This window comes from Lysinibacillus sp. FSL R7-0073, assembly GCF_038009065.1.
GTDB lineage: Bacteria > Bacillota > Bacilli > Bacillales_A > Planococcaceae > Lysinibacillus > Lysinibacillus fusiformis.
Genome location: NZ_JBBPAS010000001.1, coordinates 333,028 through 357,225, shown reverse-complemented (window position 1 = coordinate 357,225; position 24,198 = coordinate 333,028). Strand labels below are relative to the sequence as shown.

At 35.9% G+C, this 24,198-nt stretch carries 28 protein-coding genes and 1 other RNA gene; 11 read left to right on the top strand and 18 right to left on the bottom strand.

Annotated elements, in window-relative coordinates; translation table 11 throughout:
• Window positions 1–139: 139 nt before the first annotated feature.
• The 6 genes from MKY88_RS01745 to MKY88_RS01720 form a co-directional block, all read right to left on the bottom strand.
• A complete protein-coding gene (locus MKY88_RS01745) occupies window positions 140–283 on the bottom strand; it encodes a hypothetical protein (protein ID WP_175422972.1) in 144 nt (47 codons plus the stop codon).
• A 239-nt stretch (window positions 284–522) separates the two neighbouring features.
• Window positions 523–2,562 (bottom strand): TRAP transporter permease, encoded by a 2,040-nt coding sequence (locus MKY88_RS01740; protein WP_069479851.1) that lies wholly within the window; start codon window positions 2,560–2,562, stop codon window positions 523–525.
• On the bottom strand, window positions 2,559–3,077 hold the full coding sequence (locus MKY88_RS01735) for a DUF1850 domain-containing protein (RefSeq protein ID WP_069479850.1): 519 nt from the start codon (window positions 3,075–3,077) through the stop codon (window positions 2,559–2,561). Before MKY88_RS01735 ends, MKY88_RS01740 begins: the two co-directional genes overlap by 4 nt.
• A 114-nt stretch (window positions 3,078–3,191) precedes the next feature.
• Complete coding sequence (locus MKY88_RS01730) at window positions 3,192–4,184, bottom strand: TAXI family TRAP transporter solute-binding subunit (protein WP_258269809.1); 993 nt, start codon at window positions 4,182–4,184, stop codon at window positions 3,192–3,194.
• Window positions 4,185–4,460: 276 nt separating this feature from the next.
• Window positions 4,461–5,012 (bottom strand): superoxide dismutase family protein, encoded by a 552-nt coding sequence (locus MKY88_RS01725; protein ID WP_069479848.1) that lies wholly within the window; start codon window positions 5,010–5,012, stop codon window positions 4,461–4,463.
• A gap of 122 nt (window positions 5,013–5,134) precedes the next feature.
• Window positions 5,135–5,890 carry a 3D domain-containing protein gene (locus tag MKY88_RS01720; RefSeq protein ID WP_193830778.1) on the bottom strand — a complete coding sequence of 252 codons (756 nt, stop codon included), beginning with the start codon at window positions 5,888–5,890 and terminating at the stop codon, window positions 5,135–5,137.
• 479 nt (window positions 5,891–6,369) lie between these two features.
• Between MKY88_RS01720 and MKY88_RS01715 the strand changes: the two genes are divergently transcribed.
• The gene (locus MKY88_RS01715; protein ID WP_258269810.1) at window positions 6,370–7,500 is read left to right on the top strand and encodes a response regulator; all 1,131 of its coding nucleotides are present in this window, start codon (window positions 6,370–6,372) and stop codon (window positions 7,498–7,500) included.
• A 43-nt stretch (window positions 7,501–7,543) separates the two neighbouring features.
• On the opposite strand, the gene MKY88_RS01710 is transcribed toward MKY88_RS01715, so the two are convergent.
• Complete coding sequence (locus MKY88_RS01710; protein WP_258269811.1) at window positions 7,544–8,554, bottom strand: GGDEF domain-containing protein; 1,011 nt, start codon at window positions 8,552–8,554, stop codon at window positions 7,544–7,546.
• A gap of 365 nt (window positions 8,555–8,919) precedes the next feature.
• Between MKY88_RS01710 and MKY88_RS01705 the strand changes: the two genes are divergently transcribed.
• The 4 genes from MKY88_RS01705 to MKY88_RS01690 all read left to right on the top strand — a co-directional run bounded on the left by MKY88_RS01705 (window position 8,920) and on the right by MKY88_RS01690 (window position 13,288).
• Window positions 8,920–9,609 (top strand): response regulator transcription factor, encoded by a 690-nt coding sequence (locus tag MKY88_RS01705; RefSeq protein WP_340812875.1) that lies wholly within the window; start codon window positions 8,920–8,922, stop codon window positions 9,607–9,609.
• Window positions 9,606–10,592 carry a sensor histidine kinase gene (locus MKY88_RS01700; protein WP_340812874.1) on the top strand — a complete coding sequence of 329 codons (987 nt, stop codon included), beginning with the start codon at window positions 9,606–9,608 and terminating at the stop codon, window positions 10,590–10,592. The genes MKY88_RS01705 and MKY88_RS01700 overlap by 4 nt, the downstream gene beginning before the upstream one ends.
• Window positions 10,593–10,695: 103 nt before the next feature.
• Complete coding sequence (locus MKY88_RS01695; protein WP_258269814.1) at window positions 10,696–11,457, top strand: ABC transporter ATP-binding protein; 762 nt, start codon at window positions 10,696–10,698, stop codon at window positions 11,455–11,457.
• Window positions 11,447–13,288, top strand: coding sequence for an FtsX-like permease family protein (locus tag MKY88_RS01690; RefSeq protein ID WP_340812873.1), 1,842 nt, complete (start codon window positions 11,447–11,449; stop codon window positions 13,286–13,288). Before MKY88_RS01695 ends, MKY88_RS01690 begins: the two co-directional genes overlap by 11 nt.
• A gap of 47 nt (window positions 13,289–13,335) precedes the next feature.
• Here the strand turns inward: MKY88_RS01690 and MKY88_RS01685 are convergent, their stop codons facing one another.
• A complete protein-coding gene (locus MKY88_RS01685) occupies window positions 13,336–13,776 on the bottom strand; it encodes a DUF2269 family protein (protein ID WP_025115556.1) in 441 nt (146 codons plus the stop codon).
• A gap of 171 nt (window positions 13,777–13,947) precedes the next feature.
• Between MKY88_RS01685 and MKY88_RS01680 the strand changes: the two genes are divergently transcribed.
• A complete protein-coding gene (locus MKY88_RS01680) occupies window positions 13,948–14,586 on the top strand; it encodes a YfbR-like 5'-deoxynucleotidase (protein ID WP_175422971.1) in 639 nt (212 codons plus the stop codon).
• A gap of 103 nt (window positions 14,587–14,689) precedes the next feature.
• On the top strand, window positions 14,690–15,238 hold the full coding sequence (locus MKY88_RS01675) for a zf-HC2 domain-containing protein (RefSeq protein ID WP_258269817.1): 549 nt from the start codon (window positions 14,690–14,692) through the stop codon (window positions 15,236–15,238).
• Window positions 15,239–15,261: 23 nt separating this feature from the next.
• Here the strand turns inward: MKY88_RS01675 and MKY88_RS01670 are convergent, their stop codons facing one another.
• Together MKY88_RS01670 and MKY88_RS01665 are read right to left on the bottom strand one after the other, a co-directional pair.
• Entirely contained in the window at window positions 15,262–15,600 is a 339-nt protein-coding gene (locus tag MKY88_RS01670; RefSeq protein WP_193830771.1) for a zinc ribbon domain-containing protein YjdM, read from the bottom strand.
• 26 nt (window positions 15,601–15,626) lie between these two features.
• The gene (locus tag MKY88_RS01665) at window positions 15,627–15,767 is read right to left on the bottom strand and encodes a hypothetical protein (protein ID WP_328205278.1); all 141 of its coding nucleotides are present in this window, start codon (window positions 15,765–15,767) and stop codon (window positions 15,627–15,629) included.
• 80 nt (window positions 15,768–15,847) lie between these two features.
• On the opposite strand from MKY88_RS01665, the gene ssrS reads away from it, so the two are divergent.
• Window positions 15,848–16,040: non-coding RNA, 6S RNA (ssrS, locus tag MKY88_RS01660), on the top strand.
• Between the two features lie 264 nt (window positions 16,041–16,304).
• Window positions 16,305–16,766: a hypothetical protein gene (locus tag MKY88_RS01655; protein WP_029986952.1), complete on the top strand. Its 462-nt coding sequence runs from the start codon at window positions 16,305–16,307 to the stop codon at window positions 16,764–16,766.
• Window positions 16,767–16,818: 52 nt separating this feature from the next.
• On the opposite strand, the gene ytxJ is transcribed toward MKY88_RS01655, so the two are convergent.
• From ytxJ to MKY88_RS01625, 6 genes are all read right to left on the bottom strand, one after another.
• Window positions 16,819–17,148, bottom strand: coding sequence for a bacillithiol system redox-active protein YtxJ (gene ytxJ / locus MKY88_RS01650; protein ID WP_193830769.1), 330 nt, complete (start codon window positions 17,146–17,148; stop codon window positions 16,819–16,821).
• A gap of 100 nt (window positions 17,149–17,248) precedes the next feature.
• Window positions 17,249–17,662 carry a VOC family protein gene (locus MKY88_RS01645; protein ID WP_193830768.1) on the bottom strand — a complete coding sequence of 138 codons (414 nt, stop codon included), beginning with the start codon at window positions 17,660–17,662 and terminating at the stop codon, window positions 17,249–17,251.
• A gap of 69 nt (window positions 17,663–17,731) precedes the next feature.
• Entirely contained in the window at window positions 17,732–18,373 is a 642-nt protein-coding gene (locus MKY88_RS01640; RefSeq protein WP_340812872.1) for a 3-oxoacid CoA-transferase subunit B, read from the bottom strand.
• A complete protein-coding gene (locus MKY88_RS01635) occupies window positions 18,373–19,080 on the bottom strand; it encodes a CoA transferase subunit A (protein ID WP_328205284.1) in 708 nt (235 codons plus the stop codon). Before MKY88_RS01635 ends, MKY88_RS01640 begins: the two co-directional genes overlap by 1 nt.
• Before the next feature lie 119 nt (window positions 19,081–19,199).
• Window positions 19,200–20,072, bottom strand: coding sequence for a LysR family transcriptional regulator (locus MKY88_RS01630; protein WP_328205286.1), 873 nt, complete (start codon window positions 20,070–20,072; stop codon window positions 19,200–19,202).
• Between the two features lie 223 nt (window positions 20,073–20,295).
• Window positions 20,296–20,934, bottom strand: a complete 639-nt coding sequence (locus MKY88_RS01625; RefSeq protein WP_193830764.1) for a LysE family translocator — start codon at window positions 20,932–20,934, stop codon at window positions 20,296–20,298.
• 167 nt (window positions 20,935–21,101) lie between these two features.
• Between MKY88_RS01625 and MKY88_RS01620 the strand changes: the two genes are divergently transcribed.
• A complete protein-coding gene (locus MKY88_RS01620; RefSeq protein WP_193830763.1) occupies window positions 21,102–21,524 on the top strand; it encodes an SRPBCC family protein in 423 nt (140 codons plus the stop codon).
• Window positions 21,524–21,844: an ArsR/SmtB family transcription factor gene (locus MKY88_RS01615; protein ID WP_193830762.1), complete on the top strand. Its 321-nt coding sequence runs from the start codon at window positions 21,524–21,526 to the stop codon at window positions 21,842–21,844. The genes MKY88_RS01620 and MKY88_RS01615 overlap by 1 nt, the downstream gene beginning before the upstream one ends.
• 35 nt (window positions 21,845–21,879) lie before the next feature.
• Here the strand turns inward: MKY88_RS01615 and MKY88_RS01610 are convergent, their stop codons facing one another.
• Both MKY88_RS01610 and MKY88_RS01605 read right to left on the bottom strand, forming a co-directional pair.
• Window positions 21,880–22,659: a YqhG family protein gene (locus MKY88_RS01610; protein WP_193830761.1), complete on the bottom strand. Its 780-nt coding sequence runs from the start codon at window positions 22,657–22,659 to the stop codon at window positions 21,880–21,882.
• 16 nt (window positions 22,660–22,675) lie between these two features.
• The gene (locus MKY88_RS01605) at window positions 22,676–24,190 is read right to left on the bottom strand and encodes a DEAD/DEAH box helicase (protein WP_340812871.1); all 1,515 of its coding nucleotides are present in this window, start codon (window positions 24,188–24,190) and stop codon (window positions 22,676–22,678) included.
• Between the last annotated feature and the right edge of the window lie 8 nt (window positions 24,191–24,198).

Genomic DNA, 24,198 nt, shown 5'->3' with positions numbered 1-24,198 from the left:
ATAAAAGTATATACGCAGTAAGACCCATTAATATGAAGTGTCTTAATAAATTTATATGCCACTTAAAATTGCAATGACACAAAAAAATGGACTATGTTAAAAGTTATTATCTCTTTCAACATAGCCCATCCAGTATTCATTATAAACTTGTAAAAAATCCTTCTGGATATTCCTCATATTGCACAATTGCTAATGATTCCTCATTTTTTTCTTCCTCTTCCTTACGGTCAAATTCTTGATCCATTAAGTATGTCTCAAATTTTGAATTTAACAATTTACCCATTGTATCACCCCTCTTTTATTTAATTGAATTTTCTGATAAAAGAATTATACAATAGGATTTCGATGAAATGCAATAAATTATATTCATTATGCATTATAAATATAAAATTAATCTCAATTTTAGAACAATCGAGATACAAATTCTTCCTTTAAATTCCAAATAGTCTGCCCATTAACATCTGACTGAAATCTTGGGCCAGCTATTAATAGAGCAGACTACTATTGTAGTAAATCAAAAATTTACGATACCGTCACACTCGTTTTGTCATTTGTATGATCATTGTGAGTACCTTTTTTATGTGATAATACTTGAATCACAAACATGATAATAAAGATGCCTAAACCTACCCAATCCGAGAATTTCTCTGGATAAATAAGTAATAAACCAGCAGCTATAACAATTATTCTTTCAAACCAATACAATTTACGATACCAATAACCAATAACACCCGAACCGATGGCAACCATTCCTGTAATAGCAGTAAATACAACCCATATTATCTGTGGTACTGTCGTATCAATCATTAGTAAAGACGGTGAAAAGACAATCATATACGGTATAATAAATGCCGCAATAGCAAGCTTTGCTGAATTCACACCTGTTTTAATAGGATCGCCACCTGAAATACCTGATGCTGCAAAGGCGGCTAACGCTACAGGTGGTGTAATGTCTGCAATAATACCAAAATAGAACACAAAGAAGTGAGCCGATAGTAATACAACTACTGGTACTAACTCCTGCGGTGTATTCGGCGATAATAATGCTACAATCGCTGGAGCTGCGATCGTCGATGTAATCACATAATTTGCGGTAGTTGGTGCACCCATACCAAGTATAAGAGAGGCAATCATCACAAAAATCAATGTCAAAATAATACTACCACCAGCCAAAGCTACTAAACTATTGGCTAAACTTAAACCAAGTCCTGTTTTTACAACTACCCCTACAATAATCCCTGCACAAGCTGTTGCTGCCACTACACCTAATGCAGTGCGAGCACCTTCCACCAATGCCTCTATCACGTCTATCGGTTTAAGGCGTGTCTCCTTATTAAACATTGCAACCGCAATCGAAATAATGATTCCGTACAACGCTGCATGCATAACAGGTGTCCCCGTCAACATTAGTACAATAATGGCAATAATAGGTAATAAAAGATAGATTTTCTTAAATACTTCCTTTCGATTAGGCATTTGATCGTCTCTAAGACCTTTTAAACCAACTCGTTTTGCTTCAAAGTGCGTCATAATCCAAATACCTGTAAAGTATAGAAGTGCTGGAATAGCTGCCGCCTTCGCTATATCCCAATAGGTAATGCCACGACCAATAAACTCTACCATTAGAAAAGCCGCTGCTCCCATAATTGGTGGCATTAGCTGACCACCAGTTGACGCTGCCGCTTCAACTGCACCTGCAAATTCTTTACGATAGCCTAGTTTTTTCATCATCGGAATCGTATAGGAGCCTGATGTTACGACATTGGCTACAGAGCTTCCCGAAATGGTACCTTGTAGAGCACTTGAAAAGACTGCTACTTTTGCTGGGCCACCTATTAATTTACCTGCCAATGAAACGGCTAGGTCATTAAAGTACTGACCGACCCCCGTTTTTACTAGAAAAGCTCCAAAGAGTAAAAATACAAATATAAAAGTGGCTGACACGCTAATCGGTGTGCCGAATATCCCATCTGTTGTAAAATACATAAGGTTTACAATACTTTCTAAATCTTGCCCTCTATGTGCCATAAATGCTGGAAAATACGGACCATAGTAAGCATAGATTAAAAAACAAGCTGCAATAATCGTAATCGGTAACCCGACAGCGCGACGAGCAGCCTCAAGTACTAATACAACAGCAATAAGCCCTACAATAAAATCCATTTGTGTTATGGAGCCATTGCGATTCACGAGCTCAGTATAGTTCATAGACCAGTACGATCCTACCCCTACCGAAAGCAAAGCCAATAAATAATCAAACCATGCAATTTTGTGCTTTGGTGCTTTTTTACGAGCGGGAAATAGTAGAAAAATAAGTGTCAAGCCAAAGCCCAAATGGATGGTACGCTGGATTTGTGCTGGGAATTGCCCAAAAATGGCTGTATAAAGTTGAAACAAAGAGAATGCTAACAGACCATAGAAAATGATGTGCCTCATAATTCCGGTTACAGTTCTTACGTTAGATTCAATATCATATTTTTCTAGTATAGCTTGTTGCTCTTCAGCAGAAATTTGCTCGAATTCTTCTACTCTTTCTTTTTTTGCCTTTTCCTGTGTTGTCATTTCATCCTTACTCCTTTCCACTGTTCATATAGCGATAATTTCCTTATTTCGAATAAATAGGATTTTCCCCTTTGTAAATCTTTTTTTAAATCATATTCCACATCTTCGTAGTTGAATACCAGATCTAAATCCAAATCGCCAATTAAAATGGTAAAATTGTCAATGACACGATGATCATCAAATTGAAGAACGTATTTGCCGTCTCTTTCTATAAATGTTTGGCCCTCCTCGGCATAGCCTGGCATACCTATTGCTAAATCCTCATATTCCATCTCTAACATCTGAATGTGATTTCCCTTTACATATTGATAGGATTCGTATACATCTGAATTATGTATGGAATGGGTATATCTAAATTGAAATTTTTCACTTTCAGTAATTGGTATGTAGTGCACTCTTGGATTTGCCATGCGCGTTTCTGTAAAGCTGAATACCTTTTGAAATGGAAGAATAACTACAATCATTAAGCAGAAGATTACTAAAACGACTGCAATACTAACTTTCCCCTGTTGCATTTCATCCTTCTCCCTACCTTAAAAGCTACTCGCCTATACTCACACCGTATAGTAGGAAAAAGACTCGAAGCTTTACGCAATCCGAGCCCCTTCATATTTTAGTAATAGTTTTGACTATTTTTTCTCATCAAAGTATTTTTGAGCACCTGGATGAATGTCAATACTAATTCCATCTAAACCTGTTTCAGCTTTTATAAATCTACCTTTATCATGAGAGATTTTATCAGTATTATCATAAATAGCTTTTGTCATAGCATAGACTACATCCTCTGGTAGTTCCTTTTTCACTGCTAGCATAGCAAGAACTGAAACTGTTTCTGTATCTTGTGCAATTCCATAAGTGCCTGCTTTTACTGTATCCTTTGCATAATATGGATATTTAGCAATTAATTCATCTGCTTTACCTGCATCTACACCAACAATATTTACTTTCGTTGTAGCATTTAACGCTTCAACTGCACCTGTTGGCGTACCTGCAGTAATAAATGCCGCATCAATTTGGCCTGATTGAAGACCATCCGTTGACTCCCCAAAGTCTAAATTTTGAGCCTTGATATCATCCATCGTTAAGCCATGAATCTCCAGTAATTGCTCGGCATTCGCATAAGTACCTGAACCAGGTGCCCCTACAGACACTTTTTTCCCTTTTAAATCCGCATAAGTCTTAATACCTGTTGCTTCAGTAGTAACTAATTGTACTGTTTCAGGATAAAGGGCACCTAAAGCTGAAATTGTATCAATTTTCTTTCCATCGAACATTAACTTTCCTTCCGTAGCATAGTAAGCAATATCCGTTTGAACAAATGCAATTTCTCCTTTACCTTCTTGCAAAGCAGTCATATTAGCAGCAGATGCCTGAGACACCTCAGCAGTTGTTTTAATATCTGTTTCCGTCGTAATTAAATCAGCAAATGTACCGCCAAGTGCATAGTAAGTACCTTGTGTTCCACCTGTTAATAAGCTTAAAAATTTGGGCTTTTCAGAAGACTCCGAAGCGTTCTCGTTCGTATCCTTAGAGCCACTTCCACCATCTGACCCACATGCTGCTAAAATCATTAGTGCAAACGCACTTAAAAATAGCAACCATTTAAATTGCTTCTTTTTCATAGTATTTTCCCCCTCTGTATAATATTTAAGACATTCTACTTAAAATTATCAAATTTAGTATTATTATGTCAATTAGTTTATAGTAAATTCTGAATATTATATTTATACAACTGTTGATGATTACTACTAATTTTCAAAAATAGTTTATTATTTAATTAACCTTTATTTATCTATAAAAAACATTTAATTTCTAAATTCAAAACCGTATAAAAAGTGCATATAAATTATGATAACTAAAAAAACTGCATCCAATGATGATTGGATACAGTTACTCTTCTATTGAATAACGCCACAAGCAATTCTTGCACCAGAATTACCTGCTGGATCTGTTTTATAGTCATCTGCTGATTCATGAATAACAATTGAACTTCCGTCACTATCTAACAAAGAATTTGGTTGATCTTTTTGTAATGTTAGCCCTTCTGCTAAGAAATTCAAATCAACATTGCCATCGTCATCAACCTCTAAATTTGGTAAATCCCCTAAATGATAACCATTTGGATTTAACTTACCATGCTCTTTTTTGGTCGGATTAAAGTGCGCACCAGCCGATTCAAACTTAGGGGGCTCACACTTCCCTACTTCATGAATATGAATTCCATGTGTACCTGGTGGTAGACCTGATAATGCCAGTGTCATCATAACACCATTATCTTCTTCCTGAAAATACGCATTCCCATAACTTTCGTTATTTGCACCAATTACTTTTGCAGTAGCTGTTAAGGGGGATGACGCATTAACTTGTACTTTTTCTTCTTTCTTATCAAAGAAACTACAACCACCAACTAAAACTAATAAAGAAAGGCTAATTAAGCTTATTTTTTTCATGAAATACCTCCTCTATTTCTGATGGTTTCCAAGTTAATCAATACTTATTCACTTCTTATTAATTTTACCGAGGTTATTACATGAACAAAAGGGACCTCTCCAACGAGAAATCCCTTCATGATTTAGTCTAAAATCTTAACGGTTACTGTTTTGACGCCCCATTGAAGAGCTTGTCCCTCGGTAGGTATAAAGACATCAATTTTATTGCCCTTAATAGCTCCGCCTGTGTCAGCTGCAATCGCTTCACCATACCCTTCAACCCATACCTTTGAACCAAGCGGGATGACACGAGGATCAACCGCAATTACCTTTAAGTTTGGATTGGATCGAATATCCGTTCCATTCGCAGTAATTCCTGAGCATCCTTCACAATAGGCTGTATAGGCAGTAGCACGCATTGTTAACGTTCTACCAGATCCACTTGACGGAGCGCTCGCAGGTTTCGTTTTTGCTGTTGAAGCAACCCTTGTTGTAGCTGCTTCGGATGTTTTAGGTTTTGGTTTAGCTGCGGAAGCTTTTATAGCTAAAGATTCACCAGCAAAAATCAAATCTGTAGCAAGGTGATTCCATGCTTTTAATTCATCTACTGTTATATCGTTTTTACGTGCGATTGAAAATAATGTGTCACCGCCTTTAATGACATATTCATCTTCCAATGTTTTTTCTGTATTGGATGTGTCCTTCACTAAATCTTGCTCTGGATAAAACCAAAAAGAATCCATTTCTGCCAATTGTTGAAACTCTCCAACGGTTAAATTATAAATTTGAGGGAGTGCCCATAGAATATTGCCGGAATTGTCTTTCGCAGAGGAAGGACTGGCATATAGGCTCAAACCAACGGTCAATGTTACTGCTAAAGCTAAAGCTTTCTTCTTCATGTTTAGTAATACCTCCAATATTTTATTATTTTTTGCAAGTCTGCTGATAGCACGCTAGAGTCAAATAATCTAGTATGTAAGCAACAATAAGCTTGCAAATTAATAACTCAGGACTGTCTGCCTGATATTAGGAATTATTACTATAAAAACGGAAAATTATACAATTCCGATTATTTTTTTAGCAAATTGTCCAATTAGATGGAAAAAAACCATCGTTTAGACTAGTATTTTTTATATTAGATATTTACTATTTAAAGGCCATAAAAGAAGAAAAAGATAACATGAAAATTTGAGAATTAATCCAAAAACTTTTGCAAATCGTGAAGATACGCGTGGGCAACAAGCATGGAAACTAAATACGTCTGCTGCATACAATTACTAAACAATTTACCTCAGCAGCAAGGCCAACACATCCATATAAAGGATAGATATCTCAATCTAATAACCTCTAGACTGAAATGAAAGGTCGTGTTTTTATTTTGATTCGGGCGATATTGATGGACGATGAGCCTTTAGCACTTGTTCGTATGGAAAAACACTTGCAAAAATTTGATAGGATTGAGGTTATTAAAACTTTTACATCTGTAAAAGATCTCCTTATAGAGGGGCCGATTTTGGACTTTCAAGTAGCATTTCTAGATGTTGAAATGCCAAGTATGAATGGATTAGACATTGCAGAATTATTAAAATCGTGGAATGAGAGCATCTATATTGTTTTTGTTACTGCCTATCGAGACTATGCTGTCCAAGCCTTTGAACTACATTCAATTGATTACCTGTTAAAGCCTGTTTCAACATCTCGCTTAGCGACGACTATTCATAGGATTGAAGAACTTCTTCAGCCAAAAATAATGTCATTGCCAACACTATCTCATTCAGAGCCATTGCTAAAAATACAATGCTTCGGAGAATTTGTTGTTTCCTATGAAGGAAAACCACTTCATTGGCGGACTATTAAAACGAAAGAATTGTTTGCATTACTGTTTTTACATCTTAATACCCCTGTGCCTCGTGACACTATTATTGATAATCTGTGGAGTTATACGGATTTTAATAAAGCGAGGGTTCAACTGCATACCACTGTCTCATACCTTCGCTCCTCCCTTTCAGCATATGGCTTTTTAAAGGTAATCGAATATACGAACGGATGTTATATTTTAACATTAGACCATATTCAAAGTGACGCTAATGATTTAGAGATTATTTTGAATAAAAAAGAACAAACTGGAAAATTGGATATCGAAAGGGCTGAAGCACTTCTTCAAGATTATCGTGGAGAATTTATGGCTACGATGGCCTACCCATGGATAGCTAGTAAAGCAAATTTGATGAATAAATTATTTACTCAATTACTGAATGAACTAGCCCATTATTATGAACAAGTTCAGGATGTCAATTATCTAGAACGTTCGTTACTTATAGCTTTAGAGTTAAATCCATATTCTGATCAAGCTGTCCAGCAATTAATCCAGCACTATGCTAATATTGGGAACCGAGCAGAGGCTATAAAAATTTACCGTTCTTTTAAACGTACTCTATTGTCTGAGTTAAATGTTTTGCCTATGCAGGAAACAACAACTCTTTTTCAAACCATTGCCGAACAAGAGTGACGACAAAAAAGCATGCTAGTGTAGAAAGCCAGCATGCTTTTACTCATGATTTAATAATCATTTGTCTCATATTCCGTACTACACATAAACAATTTCTTCCCGACTGTTTTGCTTTATACAGAGCATGATCTGCAATTTCTATCAATTGATTTGGGCTCTGAACATTTGGTGTAAAAGCAGTAATTCCGGCGGACATTGTAACGGGTCTACCACACGCAGTTTCCTGTAAGGCCTGTTTAACCCGCAACCTTTCTGCAAGTTCTACCGCTTCATCTATACTCCTTGAAGGCAAAATAATCATAAACTCTTCTCCACCATATCTGAAGCACATACCTTGCTCCTCTATATTGAGCTGCATATGATGAGCGAAAGCTTTTAATACTTCATCCCCTACGGTATGACCATACGTATCGTTTATACTTTTAAAATCATCTAGATCAATTAAGATGACTGCATGCGGAACTTTATTAATAATTAATTCATGGAGAGTTTGATCCATTATTCTGCGATTCGGAATACCTGTTAATGAGTCTAAATTTAATTGATCCGTTAAATCAATAATTTTACTTTCTGCGCAAATCATCATATTTTGTACGTTTTTTTTCAGCAACTTTGCTTCATAATACCAATCAGCAATATGTTCGTTCCCCTGCCCGTTTTCGCCAACTTCTATCATGGTCGAAAGCTCATTTAGGGGGCGTACTATTTTTAATGCTAGCCATATAGCGAGCACCAATATTACAGCAATGACTAAAACGATAGGGACAATAACCTTTTTAAAAAACAGGCTCAAAGGAATAGCCTTTTCATTTGCAGCAACTTGTTCCATAAATGGTTCTAATGTAATATCTTCATGGACCGAGTCCTCTAGATAGCCGCCTTCAATTGCCGAAGATCCCTTTACGTATTTATCTTTCATAACATAATTATTTTCCATCAAAATTTCATTAAAACTTTGATAGCTACTCCAAATACTAACACTAGATGTCGCCAGTACAACCATTATTGTCATACAAACAATAAGAAATGATAACTTTAACTTGAATTTACCCACAATAGATCATTTCTCCCATTGAGATGATTTTTTCGTTAAATCTTATCTATGTTTTAACTTAAACTTTAATATATCTATTCAACCATCATACGTCATACTTCTTAAAGAAAACTTAACAGCTGGGTATTTTTTACTTCATTGAGAAAAGCGCTTGAATTCAAAGAATGCATACACGGTACTTAGTTCTTTATATTCACACTTAAAGTATTCTTTATAATTCTAAAGGTCTAACAGGAAATTTATCTAAAAAAGCTTTAAGTAAGTTTGTGGTAGCTCTTTTTTGATATTCCAAGGTACAATTCTTCTATAGATTTATGGAAAAGGGTACATTATAAAGTAAAGAGCGAAGGAAGGAGTCGAGAGAAATGTACAAGATATACATAGTAGAGGACGATAGCAATATAGCTTCACTGATTGTCGAACATTTATCGAAATATCAGTTTGAATGCCATACAGTGCAACAGTTTCAGCACATAATAGAAGAGTTCAATGATATCCAACCACATTTAGTCATTATGGATATTAATCTTCCAACCTTTGATGGATATTTTTGGTCACGTAAAATTCGTCAGCTTTCCATTTGTCCCATCATTATTGTCTCAGCTAGAGTCAATGATATCGATCAAGTATATGGTATCGAAAATGGCGCTGATGACTTTATTACTAAACCATTTTCACTAGATGTCTTTATGGCAAAAGTGAATGGTTTACTTCGTCGTACATATGGTGAGTATGCTTCCTTTGATACATCTACCATTACAATAGGCAATACTACATTAAACCCAGACACAGTCCGTCTCCAAACAGGTAGCAATGAGAGCCTCCTAACATTAAAAGAAATGCAACTCAGTAAACTATTATTCGAAGCCTACCCAAATGTTGTAGCTCGCCAAAAACTATTAAGTGCTATATGGGATGATGAAACCTTTGTGGAGGAAAACACATTAACTGTGAACATTGGTCGACTACGTAGAAAATTCGAAGCTATCCACTCTCAGCTTGAAATTAAAACCATTCGTGGTCTAGGTTATCAACTTGTGGAGGAAGGAAAATGAAGCTGTTTTTTAAAGATCATATGAGTATTATTATTCTTTATGGTATAAGCTTCCTACTTTTACCCTGGATGATTCAAGCATTGGATGATTTAACATCGCATTATTTTTATTTTATTTTTCTCGTTAGCTTTCTGTTTATCCTTTGGCTTGTAGGCCGTTATTACCGAAGAAGACAACTATATACACACTTAGAAAAAGATGATCTATCAAAGGACGACCTTCATCTGTATGAGCCCCAAGCTTCAATTGAACAAGCCTATAGTGAAAAACTAAGACAAATGCAATATTTACATTTAACGCAACAGCAACAATTAGAGGAGCAAGCGGAGGAAAAGCATCTCGTATTATCACATTTTGCACATCAAATGAAAACGCCGTTATCTGTCATTCAATTACTTACTCAATCAGCTTCCATCAAAACTTCTAATGAATTACAGCAATGGCAAACAATTAGTAAAGAATGTGATAAACTGACATTTACACTCAATCAACTATTAACGTATGAGCGTAGTTCAAATTTAGTAACTGATTTAAAAATTGAGCCTATTGTTTTAAAAGAGCTTGTAAAAGAAGTCGTGAATGATTTGAAAGATTATTTTATTACAAAAGAAGTTTTCCCAAAATTAACGCTGGCAGAAGATCCTCTGATTTACTCCGATCGTAAATGGTTAAAGGTTGTCCTTTATCAAGTACTAAATAATGCTGTCAAATACAGTGAAGTAGCAAGCACTATCCATATTTATTATGACAACGACATTTTGCACATAGATAACCGTGGTGAGACAATCCCTACTAGCGAAATTTCTCGTGTCTTTGATTTGTTTTATACGGGCAAAAAAGGACGAACAAATGGAGAGGCAACAGGCATAGGATTATTTTTAGTGAAAAAGGTTTTAACTATACTAGGCCATCCCTTCACATTGCAATCCTCATATGATCACACTATGTTTTCCATCAATTTCTCAAGCAGTCTTAAAAAATGAATATGACAACTTTGTCATATTCCCGTCATCAAACGAAATGGGTTATTGATCGCTCCTTTTTTATACTAAAGCTATCAAATCAATTTAAAGGAGTTGTTCCAAGTTGGGAAACACCATTCTTCAAGTGACCAATTTGCAGAAAGAATATATCGGGGAGATTACCTACAAGGCATTAAACGGCATTGACTTCCAGTTACAGCAACAGGAGTTTGTAGCGGTCATGGGGCCCTCCGGAAGTGGCAAAACAACATTTCTAAATAGTGTATCCACCATTGATCGCCCCACTGCTGGAGATATTGTTATTAATAATAGAAATCCTTATGTTTTAAATGATGAGGAACTTGCAAAATTTAGACGTTCTGAATTAGGCTTTGTTTTTCAGGATTTTAATCTTGTTCATACTTTAACGGTAAAGGAAAATATTTTATTGCCGCTAACATTAGATAGCATACCTAGCGCCAAAATGCGTCAACGTTTAAAGCATGTAGCGCAATTTCTTGGAATTGAGGAGCTTTTACCGAAACGCATTTATGAAATTTCAGGTGGGCAAAAGCAACGAGTAGCTATTGCTCGTGCTGTTATCCATGAACCAAGCTTGTTATTAGCAGATGAGCCTACAGGGAATCTGGACTCAAAAGCCGTCAATGATGTGATGGACTTATTCACCTCCATCAATCAGGAACTACAAACTGCCATTCTCATGGTGACACATGATCCTTACGTAGCAAGCTTTGCCAATCGTATTATATTCATCAAGGATGGCAAATTATATAATGAAATACATCGGGGCAACAATCGTAAGCAATTTTATCAAGAAATTATGGACACTCTTGCTTTTCTAGGTGGTGGGCAACATGACCTTTAACCACATTGTTATCCAAAATATTTTACGAGATAAATGGACATATGTGTCTTATTTTCTGAGCAGTATGTTTTCCATCATTATATTCTTTTTATTTTCTGTAATCGTCTTTCATCCCAGCTTAAAAAGCCTAGATCCTGACTCAACACTTGGCATTTCATTAATGCTTGCCAGTATGCTTGTTTATTTATTTTCATTTCTTTATATCACCTATTCGATCATGGCATTTTTACGCAAAAAGACCAAAACTCTTGCCATTTTCATGATTACAGGGGCTTCCATGAAACAAGTACGAAAGCTAATATTCCGCGAAAACCTATTCATTGGAATTATGGCGATTATTGCAGCAATCGTTCTCGGTCTTGTCATGACTCCCCTGTTCTTAATGGCTGCTAAAGTAGTGTTAAAAGCAGAAACATTTAGTATGTATATACCTCTACAAGCAATTGGTTTAACGATAGGGTTGTTTTTAATCTTATTTATAGTAATTTCCAAAGTCGTCACTAAATTTATTAATAAAGAAGCCTCCATACAGCTTTTAAAATCTGATACTGTTATCGAAAAATCAATTCGACCACATTATATTTTATTAGCTGCTAGCATTATGATGACCGCCATTTTAGCTTGTTTACTAAAGATTGAACATGCCATTGTAGAGTCTTTAAGTGTTCTTTATTATTTATTATTTTTCGTTAGCATTCTTAGTACGATTTATTTAGTCATTGCTCAAGGCTTACGTCTATTTCTGAAAATATTTGAGAAGTCTCCTGCTTACCTTCGCAAAACAAATATGCTTCTAGCGTCAAATTTAAATGCAAAAATGAAATCTCATGCAAATATGCTATTTCTAATTACCATATTGTTAAGTGGCGTATTTCTATGTACAAGCATTTTGTTTAGCTCTTATTACAATGTTCAAAAAGATAGTGAAGGAAATTATCCGTATAGCTTTCAATATATTGCGGACCCAAAAGCTGAAGACAGTTTAATAAAGGAGGATTTAGACAATCTTGAAACGAAGCTAGCAACAGTAAAAACGAACAAGTATTTTATTGAATTTAAATCAGATGAGAATCTACGCCTTGGCTATATGTCATTATCTGATTACAGCCTGCTACAGCAAAAGGAAAACAGCCTTAATGAAAATGAATTTATCGCCGTTGCTGGGAATCATGGTATAGCACCGATAACCAACAATGCTAGTGACCGTTATATAAAATCATTCAAACTCGCTGAAATTAACGAAAAGAACCTACTATCTACAGGGTTCCAGGAAACTTACTTTATTGTGCCAGATTCTATTTATCAGTCGATTGACTACCCTGTTTATAAAACCTATATTTATGAATTAGACAATTGGACAGCACATACCGAATTGGCAAAGACCATTACTGAAGACATACCATCCTTACCTGGTGAACGTTACGTTACATCCAAAATCAACTTATATGATACAGAAATGTTTGTTAAAAGCGTTATGTTCTTCATTGGCTCTATGTTAAGTTTAATTTTCTTAAGTGCAGCCATGAGTATACTTTACTTCTATTTACAAACAACATTGTTACAGGAAAAAGAAAAATATATGGGCATTCGTAAGCTAGGACTGTCTAAAAAAGAATTATCCTCCGTAATTGCTAAGGAATTGGCCATTCTTATATTTGTACCCTTCACAATAGCAATTTTGCTATTACTCACTATTTTATTAGCTATGCGTACAATGGTCTCTACAGCATTTTTACAAGTTTCCATTGCCAGTTCTTGTTGTTTCTTTGTACTGTTCCTCATCAGTTATTTATGGATACGAAAAAGCTATTTCAAACGTTTAGTGAACTAAAAAAATCGCACTCCTCGGGGTGCGATTTTTCAATAATAAAAGACTCGTTACCAAACAATTGGCTTTGCCACCATTAGCCATAACATAATGAGCAATAGCAAAATGTACATCCACGTCTTGCGCTGTAATAGAGCAACAAATCGTTGGTGATTATAAGCTGGTGTATTAAAAGTCCGTAATGTTGGTTTAAACGCTCTAGCTAAAAATACAATGGATGCAAGCATCACGAGGAAAGTGAGAACAATCCACGAAGTACTCCAATGGTAACCGGCATGCCACATTAGTAAAATACCTGAAACTACAAGTACATGTCCTGAATGTTTGACAATGGCTATAGCCCCTTTAAAAGATTCTATATATGGTGGCATTTCACCATTTGAAGCTGTACGCATTTTTTTTACAATCGTTAACACAACGAACAATGGCCCAATCGAAAGAACTGCACTTAAAATATGTATATAAAGAAGAAGCGTATAAATGGAAAACATGATGTGTACTCCCCTTTTCATCAGTCCCCTACATTATAGCATTCAACCTTCTTCTGCTTATTCGGTAATTGTGAACCCTTTGTAAACACAAATTGAATCATTGTTAAATTGTTTGAAAATCTCACAAAGAGGGTATTGTTTATAGTAACATGCACTTATAGAACAAAAGGAGTGATTTTTATAGGAATTCATCAATTTTTTACAAGCCTCAATGATTTAGAACGAATTATTCGTTGCCCTGGGCGATTCAAATTTGAAGAACATAATGTGGCAGCCCATTCCTGGAAAGTATCACAATATGCGATGTTCTTCGCGACATTAGAAGAAATGAATGGCGAAAGGATTGATTGGAAGTCTTTATATGAAAAAACAATTAATCATGACTTTGCTGAAGTTTTTATTGGTGACATTAAAACCCCAGTAAAACATGCTAGTCCCGAGCTCAAGCAAATGCTAGCGCATGTGGAAGAAAAGATGATGGAAAAGTTTATTAGCAATGAAATCCCAGAAGAATTCCAGGCCATTTTCTTTGAACGCATGAAAGAAGGCAAGGATAATACGATAGAAGGACGTTTACTTGAATTTGCAGATAAGCTGGACCAATTTTACGAAGCTTTTGCAGAATTAAAGCGTGGCAATACTGATAAAGAATTCGTCTATATGTATCAAAATGCCTTATCTAAGCTTTTAGCCATTCCACTTGAAGCAACTGTCCATTATTTTCGCACTGAAATATTAAAAGACGCCGTACAGGAGAAAACCCATATTGATATTCAAGCATTAACAAATGAAGTACTAACAGCCAAATAGTCAGGTGCATGTACAAGTTTTCCGAATGAAAAGTTCAGGAAGGCTTTTTTTATTTCCTCTAAAAAAATCGTATAATGAAAGGTGATTGAATGGAGGGAGAGTTTTGTCAGAAGATTGCCCAATTGTAGAAGATTTATTACCGTTATATAAGAAACAAATGCTTCAAGTACCAACATTAATATATGTAGAGCAGCATTTAGCAAGTTGTTCGCACTGCCAGCAGCTCTTTAGCTCAAAACCAATTCAAAAAGAATACATACCGATGAAACAAACGTTATCTTTTTTTCATCTTATATTTATTGTACTTTCTTTCATGTTTGCCATTAATTCATCGTTACTTGGCAATCAAATGGGCTTTGTCATTTCGTATGCTATTTTCGGTTGTCTGTCTTACCTTTTTTATAAAAACATTTGGATTGTTTTTATCATTAGCTCTGTGCCTGTATTTGTTTGGGCGATTATCGACAACCTTACTAATGAGCTCTATATTACCACCTACTCCTTTACAGAATTTGGGGCACTTTTGATGGGAGCAGGCTATATCGCTCTCTTACATACGATTTTTGCCTTAGTAGGTGCGGCCTTTGCCATTTTATTACGCAGAATTTTTAAAATAAATACTAATACAAAAAAGCGCCGAAACATAAACTAATGTTTAGACGCTTTTTCACTGTACTATGCTTTTTTCACAAATTCTGACTTTAATTTCATAGCACCAAAGCCATCAATTTTACAGTCAATATTATGATCCCCTTCTACAAGGCGAATGCTTTTTACCTTCGTTCCTATTTTTAAAGTGGAAGAACTCCCCTTTACCTTTAGGTCCTTAATAACCGTAACTGAATCACCATCAGCTAACAGATTACCATTTGCATCTTTGACAATAAGTTCATCTGTTTCTGATTCCGTTGCGTCCATGCTCCACTCATGCGCACATTCAGGACATACATAATTCGTTCCATCCTCATATGTGTATTCAGAATTACATTTTGGACAATTTGGATAAGCTGACATTTCTGCTTCCTCCCTTTACTTTTTTACTAGATAAATCCTCTATATGTTCCTATCTTTACATAGTCGTCCATAATAAGCAAAGGTTGTTCGTATTTTTTGTTCGTACTTGTGAAAATAATATGAAGCTCCAGTTCATTTCTAAAGGCAGTTGTCGCTACGTATTGCATAATTTGGAACACCTGCCCATTGACTTATTTCAAGCAATCATCTTACTTGCATGTTTGTCGATCATGCTTTAATATATCCATAAAGGCTGCATTGTTCGTATAATATTAAGTTTTAACCTTTAAGCTGTAAAAGGGAGTTTTATTATTGGAGTTGGAATGACGGGCCTCACACTACGGTGCATGAGGATAAGCAGGAAAACTTCTGCGAACACCCACTTTGAGGAGTGGTGGTTTAAAACTTTCTATAATAACTACGGCATACGCGGCTTTTTATATTACATTTACTTTTACAGCACCTTAGCCAATATGGTTAAGGTGCTTTTTTATTTATGAAAAATGCATTCTAAATCCCCCATACGTATTTGCTCTACTCACCTCCTATATCTTCAATTTTAAATATCCTATTTCTAATAAATTCCTTAAAAAGCCACGTTCATCTAACGTTTTAAATCCTAGTTTTAAAAAGTACATACAACCTTCTCATATTTTGTATAATTCCCATCCATTTTGCGCATATATGGAGTAACAAGGGAGGTAATGATATTGAAAAAGTTAATGTATGTAATGGTATTTGCTTCACTGCTACTAACAGCTTGCGGAAAGAGTGACGATCCAAAAGAGGTCGCAGTAGATCAAAACACTTCCGTTGAAGATATTGTCGGAGCAATTGTTAAAAATGAGTTTACGGTTGAAGAATCCAAAGGTGTTGTCACAATATCAATACAGGATACGGATGTGACAGAAGGTTCGAAAAGTCAGATGCTGAAGGACTCCACTAAAATTTTTGCTGATTTGTCGAAGCTGAAAGATGTAAAGACACCTGCTGTTACTTGGTATGCTCCACTTACTGAACCAGATGGAGATAAAACTATGACCGAAGTATTGAATATTTATTTTAGTGAAGAGGATTATCATAAAGTAGATTGGGCCAATTATTTACAGGTTGATATCGAGTCAACCGCAACGAATTATCATGAAAGTGAAGCTTTAGAGGATTAATTTTATCGAAACAAAAGATACCCCTACACGTATGGAGGGGTATCTTTTTTGTTCATTTCATATACAGGCTAAGTCCCTCCGCTAACAGAGACTGTTTTATTTTGTAGTGGGTTGCTTGCCAAGTTCCTTTACCACCCTGCAAAATTATAAACTGCGGTGATTCGTGCTTTACCTGTAGATCACATTCTATGGCGTTGGAAACATCACGTTCCTTTTGGACAATGACTACATATTTAGGTAATTCTGTCGCTAATGCTTTGAACTCTTTTAAAGCTGAAATGCTACTTATACATGTCAGACTAAATTTTAAGACAAGACATGGCATTTCGTGAGATTGTTCTAACACTTTTCTCCAACTATCCAAAGTTTTAATTCGTTGCATATATAAATACCCCCCTTATAAATTATATACTATGCAGGGTATTTATTCAGACAAAAAAAACACGAGACTACCATTATAGCTCGTGCATTCCTTTTTCTTTTTAAATGCCCTCTGTATTCATTAATACAAGGCGCCAGCCATCAGGGTCCTCAATAGTAATACCCTTCTGCATCCAATATGGATTTTCAGGCTCTACCTCCGGGTACCCCATTCGTGATAAGCGTTTAGCAATGCTATGAATGGTTTCTTTATTTGGAATATAGAGCACTAACAGATTGTCCTTACTTGGAGCAGGACAAGGGCTCCCTTCAACATGTTCTGTAAATTCCAAATGATAGTGTGCATTTGGAAGACCAATCATTATTCCTGTATAGCCACGATGCCCTGAAAAAGAACCAATTTTCTTTAATCCTATGCCATCACAATAAAATCGTTCAATTTCTTCTAATTGATCTGTTGGCCTTGCTACTCTTACCTGTGCAACTGCTAGTTCATTTGTCCATTGTTGGTCCATCCGAAATTCTCCCTTTTTAAACGAGTATAGGATGATACAACCAAGTTGAAAACAGTCCTAAGTCTGAAATTATTGTGCTAAAGCTACATGAAACGAAGCCGCAGTCTTTGCTTTTACTTCCTCTAAAGTAACGCCTTCTGCTAATTCAATAAGCTGCATCCCATCTTTAGTAAAATCAAATACAGCTAAGTCTGTAATTAACCGGTGGACAACACCTTTACCTGTTAATGGGAGTTCACATTGTTTTTTAATTTTGGATTTACCGTTTTTATTAACATGCTCCATAACGACGATGACTCTTTTTGCTCCTACTACAAGGTCCATGGCGCCCCCCATTCCTTTGACCATTTTCCCTGGAATCATCCAATTTGCCAGATCTCCGTTCTCTGAAACTTCCATACCGCCTAAAATAGCAAGGTCAATATGACCACCGCGAATCATAGCAAATGATTCTGCACTATCAAAAAATGAGGCACCCGGCATAGCTGTTACAGTTTCTTTCCCAGCATTAATTAAATCGGGATCTACGTCATCTACAACTGGATAGGGGCCGATGCCAAGCAATCCGTTCTCTGATTGTAAAAGTACTTCATAATCGGCTGGAATAGCATTGGCAACTAAAGTTGGAATGCCAATACCTAAATTTACATTCATGCCATTTTGAATTTCTTTTACTGCTCTATTTACGATTCTTTGTCTTGTATCAGCCATCACGCTTCCCCCTTTTTCACTGTCAAACGCTCAATACGTTTCTCATAATTTTCCCCCAATAAAACACGTTGAACGAAAACTCCTGGTGTATGGATATGATCTGGGTCTAACTCGCCAACTTCTACAATTTCTTCAACTTCAGCAATGGTAATTTTACCTGCCATCGCAGCTAGCGGATTAAAGTTACGTGATGTTTTTCTGTACACTAAATTACCTAGCTTATCTGCTTTCCATGCTTTAACTAGAGCAAAATCAGCAGTAATTCCATTTTCTAATATATAGTCTTTCCCATCAAAAACCTTTACTTCTTTTCCTTCAGCAATGGGCGTACCAACTCCAGTAGCTGTATAAAACCCTGGAATCCCTGCTCCTCCTGCACGTAGGCGCTCAGCAAGTGTTCCTTGAGGTGTTAACTCTACCTCTAACTCACCACTTAAAAATTGTTGCTCAAAAATTTTATTCTCACCGACATAAGAGGCAACCATTTTTTTTATTTGCTTATTCGCTAATAGTAAGCCTAAGCCCCAATCATCTACACCGCAGTTATTACTGACTACTGTTAAATCCTTGGTGCCCTTTTGCACTAAAGCTGCAATAGCCTTTTCTGGTATACCGCATAGACCAAAGCCTCCTACTGCTATCATATCTCCATCCTTAATATCAGCAACCGCTTCTTCAAATGAACCCCACACTTTCCCATCCTCCATCTCGAAACCCCCTAAAATTGCTCGTTTATTAAGAAAAATTCTACCTTATTAACATTTTACAAGTAAAGGAATTAATTAGAATACCACTTATTCCAAAATAGAATAAATCGCTATATTTCTCACTTACGTATCGTATTAAGTAACTGTTTTAAGGCATACGATTGATATGTATTTTTTTTGGTGATAATCCCCAAACGCCAAGGCATGTCAAAATTTGCTAAGGGAATCATTTTGACATTAGTATTTGTTTGCTTAGCAGCAATAGAATATGGCAGTAATGTTATCCCTAAATTTGATGATACCAGTTCAACTATCAAATCCCACTGTGAACTTTTATAGCCTATATCTGGTGAAAATCCAACACTTTCACATGATTTAATCACATAATCATGTAAAGCGAACTCCTCAGCAAAAATAATAAAGGTTTCATTTTTTAAATCCTGCAATTGTATTTCGTTAAACTTAGCTAATGGGTGTAATTCATTTATAAATACATAAAATTGATCTTCTACAAATGGCTGAACCGAAAACTTCCTTTCATCCGTCGGTAATACGACAATCCCCATATCAACATCACCGTTTTCTACTAACGTACCAACCGTTTTTGCACCTCGTTCAACAAGCTCCAAATGCACGTCAGGATATTGTTGGTGAAATTCCCTAGCCATTTTAGGAAAAAATAATGTCCCAATTAAAGGTGGAATCCCTAGCTTGATGGAGCCTGTCTTTATATTTAATAAATCATCTAGTAAAATGTGCAGGTCTTGAACGGATCGCATGATTTTTTGCCCCTGTTTAAAGACAATACTGCCTGCATCTGTTAGCTCGACATTGCGTGTAGATCTATTCAATAATTCTACATGCAATGTATCTTCTAATTTTTTTATGCTTTTACTTAATGTAGGCTGAGATACAAATGATTCATTCGCAGCCTTCGTAAAGCTTCCATGCTCGACAACAGACATAAATGCTTTTAAATCTCGTAATTCCATAAATATCTTCCCCATTTTTTCTTTTTGATGAAAGCCTCAGCAAAATTCTCTTATAATAATTAATTCTTCTTCATCTATGGTAATCCTTCTAGAAAAAATAAGTGCCCTAAAACTACAACTGTCATTCAGAAGATATTCCTTTATTTTTCACACACCTCTTCAACAAGAAAATACACCACCTATCATTAGATTTTTACATCTAAATATAGTGGTGTATTGAATATTAGTGGGCCTTTTCCAATGCTAATTTAATGCCGAAACCAATTAACACCGCACCCGTCAAACCTTCGATTACTGCCTTAGTAGTTGGCCTTTTCATAAATGCACTAATGCGATCTAATAGATAGACATACAATACAAACCATAACATCGTTAAAGCTGTATATATTAATCCCATGATTAAAAACGGTAGGAATGTTCCACTCGTTCCATCCACAAATTGAGGAAGAAATGTTAGGAAAAATACAGCCACCTTCGGATTCGTCACATTAGTGAGGAACCCTTGCTTAAAGCATGATTCATGTGAATACTTATGATCCATATTAGCTTCATTCTGCACTTCGGGTGATTGAGAGCGAATTGTCCGTAAGGTCCACAATGTTTTAATACCTAAATAACATAAGTAAACTGCACCAATATACTTTAATGCAGCAAACACATAAGCTGATTTCACAATGATAGCGGAAAGCCCAATGACAGCTGCGCACGTATGAATCAATAAACCACCGCAAGACCCTAAAATAGTCTGCAAGCCTCCTTTTCTACTTACAGTCAGGGTATTTTTTGTCGCGATAGCTGTATCTGGACCAGGTAAAATTATGAGTAAAATGCACATAACTAAGAAAACAGAGATGTTCACCATTTTGCTCCCCTACTTTCTGTCAGAAAATTATAAAAATAATTGTAGCATATGTCCTTCCTTACAGAAAGATACTAATTTTTTTTCTTTTGACATTGACATACAACCAATAGGTGTTATATATTCATAACACCTATTGGTTACATTTTATCTATAAAGGAGATTGACACATGAGCGGAAAATTACCCGATATTGTTAAAACAATTACACTTAATGCACCTATAGAAAAGGTGTGGGATACGGTAGCAACTGCAGAAAAAATTGCTTCTTGGTTTATGCCCAATGATTTTCAACCTATTGAGGGACTTGAATTTACGATTCAATCGCCGTTTGGTCCATCACCCTGTAAAGTTGAGCGTGTAGATGCGCCACATTTTCTAAGATTTTCTTGGGATGAGGATGGTTGGTTCGTTACTTTTGAGCTAAAAGAAGTCGGAGAACAAACAGAATTTACTTTAACACATGGTGGCTGGAAGGAAGCTTCACATATTATTCCTAAAGCTAACGCTGCTACTGAAGCCATTCGCACAAAAATGGATGGCGGCTGGACAATGATCATCCACCATAAATTAAAAGAAATTGCAGAAGCCTAATGATCAAAGAAGCAATTAAATATGACGTTTTTCAGGCAATTGCAGATCCTACAAGAAGAAATGTTTTAAAGCTACTTGCATCTAGTAATAGACCTATCTCTAATATTTCAGAGCATTTTGCGATTAGTCGAACAGCTGTCGTAAAGCACTTGAAAATATTAGAACAGGCAGAGCTTGTCTCTGCTCAAAAAAAGGGTCGCGAAAAGATATACACTTTGCATAGTGAGCGTTTAAAGGAAATTGAGGATTGGCTCCAATACTTTCATTTATTTTGGGACAATAAATTGGCGCAGCTACAAAGCCTGGTGGAAGACAATTAAAAAATGGAGCTGTCTTATTAGGGACAGCTCCTCATTTAAAAGAGATAAAATAATCCTCCATTAATAATGTCAATTTTAATTTTAGATTCGTATTGCTCCTCTAATGCTTTTCTTTCAATTTCGTAACATTCCGGTTTATCCTCTACATCCTCATAAAAATAATCCAATACTCGTTGATCACGTTGCCATCTCTTTTGCGCTTCAATGGCCCACGAATGATCATCCTTTTCAATAATGGATTCCACTGCTGCATTTAATCTTTCAAGAGCACGTGCTGGTTTAATTATATATTGAACATGAAAAACATTCTCTGCTGGTTCGGTGTCAAAATCTGAGGCATAAATCGTTTCATGAAAATCCTCCTTGATAACACCAGTTAATAAATTAATACCAAATGAATACATCATTTCTTTTGTCCGATCACAGCAATAGGAAACTTTAAAATTAACACCTAGCCATGGAGTAAGGATAACCTGCCCCATTGCATGATCCACTTTTTCAAATAATTGGACATAGGCACCTAGTTCTCCTGTCGCATGAAAAAGCTGATTTAACCGTGGTGAGCCATAATGAATAACTTCACCAAACAAGTTACCGGCCATAGCTGTCTGATCTGTAATAAAGGTCACTTGAGCCGGGTTTGGTTCACTATTAGTAGCCTCTATATATTGCCAATAAAATGGTCTATTCATAATTCTTTTATCAATATCTACTGTCAACTGCACAGTCAAAGAATGATCCTCTTCCCCTAAAATAGGGCATTCATTTTCGGCGAAAAATCCCTTTAAATACTCATGAACTTGCTGCGGATACATAGTTTCCCTCCTTACCTCATACTGATTTTTTTAAGTTTGTTAAAATGGCATCTAAATCACCTACCACTTTTTCAAACACATCGATTTTGGTATGAAGTAATTCTAAGATTTTTTCTTCAATGGTATTTTCAATAGCAAGATTATATATGTGAACATCATGCTCCTGCCCTAAACGGTGGACACGACCAATGCGTTGCTCTAGCTTCATAGGATTCCATGGTAAATCATAATTGATGACATGATGACAAAATTGAAGATTTATTCCCTCTCCACCAGCCTCTGTGGCAATGAGTACTTGTGCTCTTTCTTTGAATAAATGCTTCATATAATCTCGTTTACTTTTATTAAATTTACCGTTAAACAATACACTCGTAATACCTTTGGAATGTAAATACCATTGTAAGTAGATTTGAGTTGCACGATATTCTGTAAAAATAATAACCTTATCCTTCGCCTGTTCAATAATCTCAATCGTCTTTTCTGCTTTAGAATTCACTTCTAAGGCCATTAGATTGGCTAAAATGTCTTCCATTTCTTGCGATTGTCCATGCTCCTTCAGCATATTTGTTAATGTTAATGCTGTAGCTTCCTTGCTACTACACATTTCCTTCTGCAAAGTAATTAATGCAAAAGATCCTTTGTTTTCGAGAGAGCCAAGGAGATCGTAAACTTCTCTTTCTTCTTCCGTAAATGTAATCGGCACAATTTGAACGCAACGATTAGTCCATTCAATACCTGTATCTTCTCTTCGATTTCTCACCATCACCTGATTGACCAATTCCTTCAAATAATCATCATGTTCTAGATGATGCTTACTGGCTGAAAAGGCCGATTGGAAGGTATCATAGTTCCCCAGATGTCCTGGTTTTAATAAGGAAATTAAATAATATAATTCGAAAACATCATTTTGTATAGGAGTGGCAGTTAATAATAAGCAAAACTTTTTCTTTAATCCTTGGACGAACTCATAAATTTGTGTTTTATTATTTTTTAATTTATGGGCCTCATCAATAATAATCATATCGTAATCCTGCTCATAAATACGTTCCCTATGAGGGCTCTTCTTCGCCGTATCCATACTCATGATAATGACGTCATAGCGCTCTATTGGACAATTTTTTTTATAAGCGACAGCAGGTATATGAAATTTTAAATTTAACTCTTCAATCCATTGATTAATAAGAGAAGCTGGCGCCAATATTAACGCTTTTTTCACAAGGCCTCTTAACAGGTATTCCTTTAAAATCAAACCCGCTTCAATTGTTTTACCAAGACCTACTTCATCTGCTAAAATGGCTTTTCCATTCATGCGTTCAATGACTGTTTGAGCTGCTTCTAGCTGATGTGCAAGAGGTTTTAAATTTGGTAAATACTTTGTAGCTTGTAGACCTGTGAAGTCAGGGATTAATTTCATTTTTACAATATCATAATTCATCTTATATAATGTCCAGCTATGCCATTGTTCAAGATCATTGACGCGATTGATAAAGCCTTCTTCCCATTCTGACGACCTCTCTATTTTCATGATCATCACCCCAC

What these genes read in the sequence shown, in the direction of transcription:
- MKY88_RS01655 (WP_029986952.1), top strand. Translation starts at nt 16,305, where the DNA reads ATGATATTGAAAAAGTTAATGTATGTAATGGTATTTGCTTCACTGCTA.
- MKY88_RS01725 (WP_069479848.1), bottom strand. Translation starts at nt 5,012, where the DNA reads ATGAAAAAAATAAGCTTAATTAGCCTTTCTTTATTAGTTTTAGTTGGT.
- MKY88_RS01705 (WP_340812875.1), top strand. Translation starts at nt 8,920, where the DNA reads ATGTACAAGATATACATAGTAGAGGACGATAGCAATATAGCTTCACTG.
- MKY88_RS01745 (WP_175422972.1), bottom strand. Translation starts at nt 283, where the DNA reads ATGGGTAAATTGTTAAATTCAAAATTTGAGACATACTTAATGGATCAA.
- MKY88_RS01620 (WP_193830763.1), top strand. Translation starts at nt 21,102, where the DNA reads ATGAGCGGAAAATTACCCGATATTGTTAAAACAATTACACTTAATGCA.
- MKY88_RS01635 (WP_328205284.1), bottom strand. Translation starts at nt 19,080, where the DNA reads ATGGAGGATGGGAAAGTGTGGGGTTCATTTGAAGAAGCGGTTGCTGAT.
- MKY88_RS01740 (WP_069479851.1), bottom strand. Translation starts at nt 2,562, where the DNA reads ATGACAACACAGGAAAAGGCAAAAAAAGAAAGAGTAGAAGAATTCGAG.
- MKY88_RS01630 (WP_328205286.1), bottom strand. Translation starts at nt 20,072, where the DNA reads ATGGAATTACGAGATTTAAAAGCATTTATGTCTGTTGTCGAGCATGGA.
- MKY88_RS01610 (WP_193830761.1), bottom strand. Translation starts at nt 22,659, where the DNA reads ATGTATCCGCAGCAAGTTCATGAGTATTTAAAGGGATTTTTCGCCGAA.
- MKY88_RS01670 (WP_193830771.1), bottom strand. Translation starts at nt 15,600, where the DNA reads ATGTCAGCTTATCCAAATTGTCCAAAATGTAATTCTGAATACACATAT.
- MKY88_RS01720 (WP_193830778.1), bottom strand. Translation starts at nt 5,890, where the DNA reads ATGAAGAAGAAAGCTTTAGCTTTAGCAGTAACATTGACCGTTGGTTTG.
- MKY88_RS01730 (WP_258269809.1), bottom strand. Translation starts at nt 4,184, where the DNA reads ATGAAAAAGAAGCAATTTAAATGGTTGCTATTTTTAAGTGCGTTTGCA.
- MKY88_RS01615 (WP_193830762.1), top strand. Translation starts at nt 21,524, where the DNA reads ATGATCAAAGAAGCAATTAAATATGACGTTTTTCAGGCAATTGCAGAT.
- MKY88_RS01645 (WP_193830768.1), bottom strand. Translation starts at nt 17,662, where the DNA reads ATGGACCAACAATGGACAAATGAACTAGCAGTTGCACAGGTAAGAGTA.
- ytxJ (WP_193830769.1), bottom strand. Translation starts at nt 17,148, where the DNA reads ATGCAACGAATTAAAACTTTGGATAGTTGGAGAAAAGTGTTAGAACAA.
- MKY88_RS01605 (WP_340812871.1), bottom strand. Translation starts at nt 24,190, where the DNA reads ATGATCATGAAAATAGAGAGGTCGTCAGAATGGGAAGAAGGCTTTATC.
- MKY88_RS01700 (WP_340812874.1), top strand. Translation starts at nt 9,606, where the DNA reads ATGAAGCTGTTTTTTAAAGATCATATGAGTATTATTATTCTTTATGGT.
- MKY88_RS01640 (WP_340812872.1), bottom strand. Translation starts at nt 18,373, where the DNA reads ATGGCTGATACAAGACAAAGAATCGTAAATAGAGCAGTAAAAGAAATT.
- MKY88_RS01665 (WP_328205278.1), bottom strand. Translation starts at nt 15,767, where the DNA reads ATGCAATACGTAGCGACAACTGCCTTTAGAAATGAACTGGAGCTTCAT.
- MKY88_RS01735 (WP_069479850.1), bottom strand. Translation starts at nt 3,077, where the DNA reads ATGCAACAGGGGAAAGTTAGTATTGCAGTCGTTTTAGTAATCTTCTGC.
- MKY88_RS01690 (WP_340812873.1), top strand. Translation starts at nt 11,447, where the DNA reads ATGACCTTTAACCACATTGTTATCCAAAATATTTTACGAGATAAATGG.
- MKY88_RS01625 (WP_193830764.1), bottom strand. Translation starts at nt 20,934, where the DNA reads ATGGTGAACATCTCTGTTTTCTTAGTTATGTGCATTTTACTCATAATT.
- MKY88_RS01685 (WP_025115556.1), bottom strand. Translation starts at nt 13,776, where the DNA reads ATGTTTTCCATTTATACGCTTCTTCTTTATATACATATTTTAAGTGCA.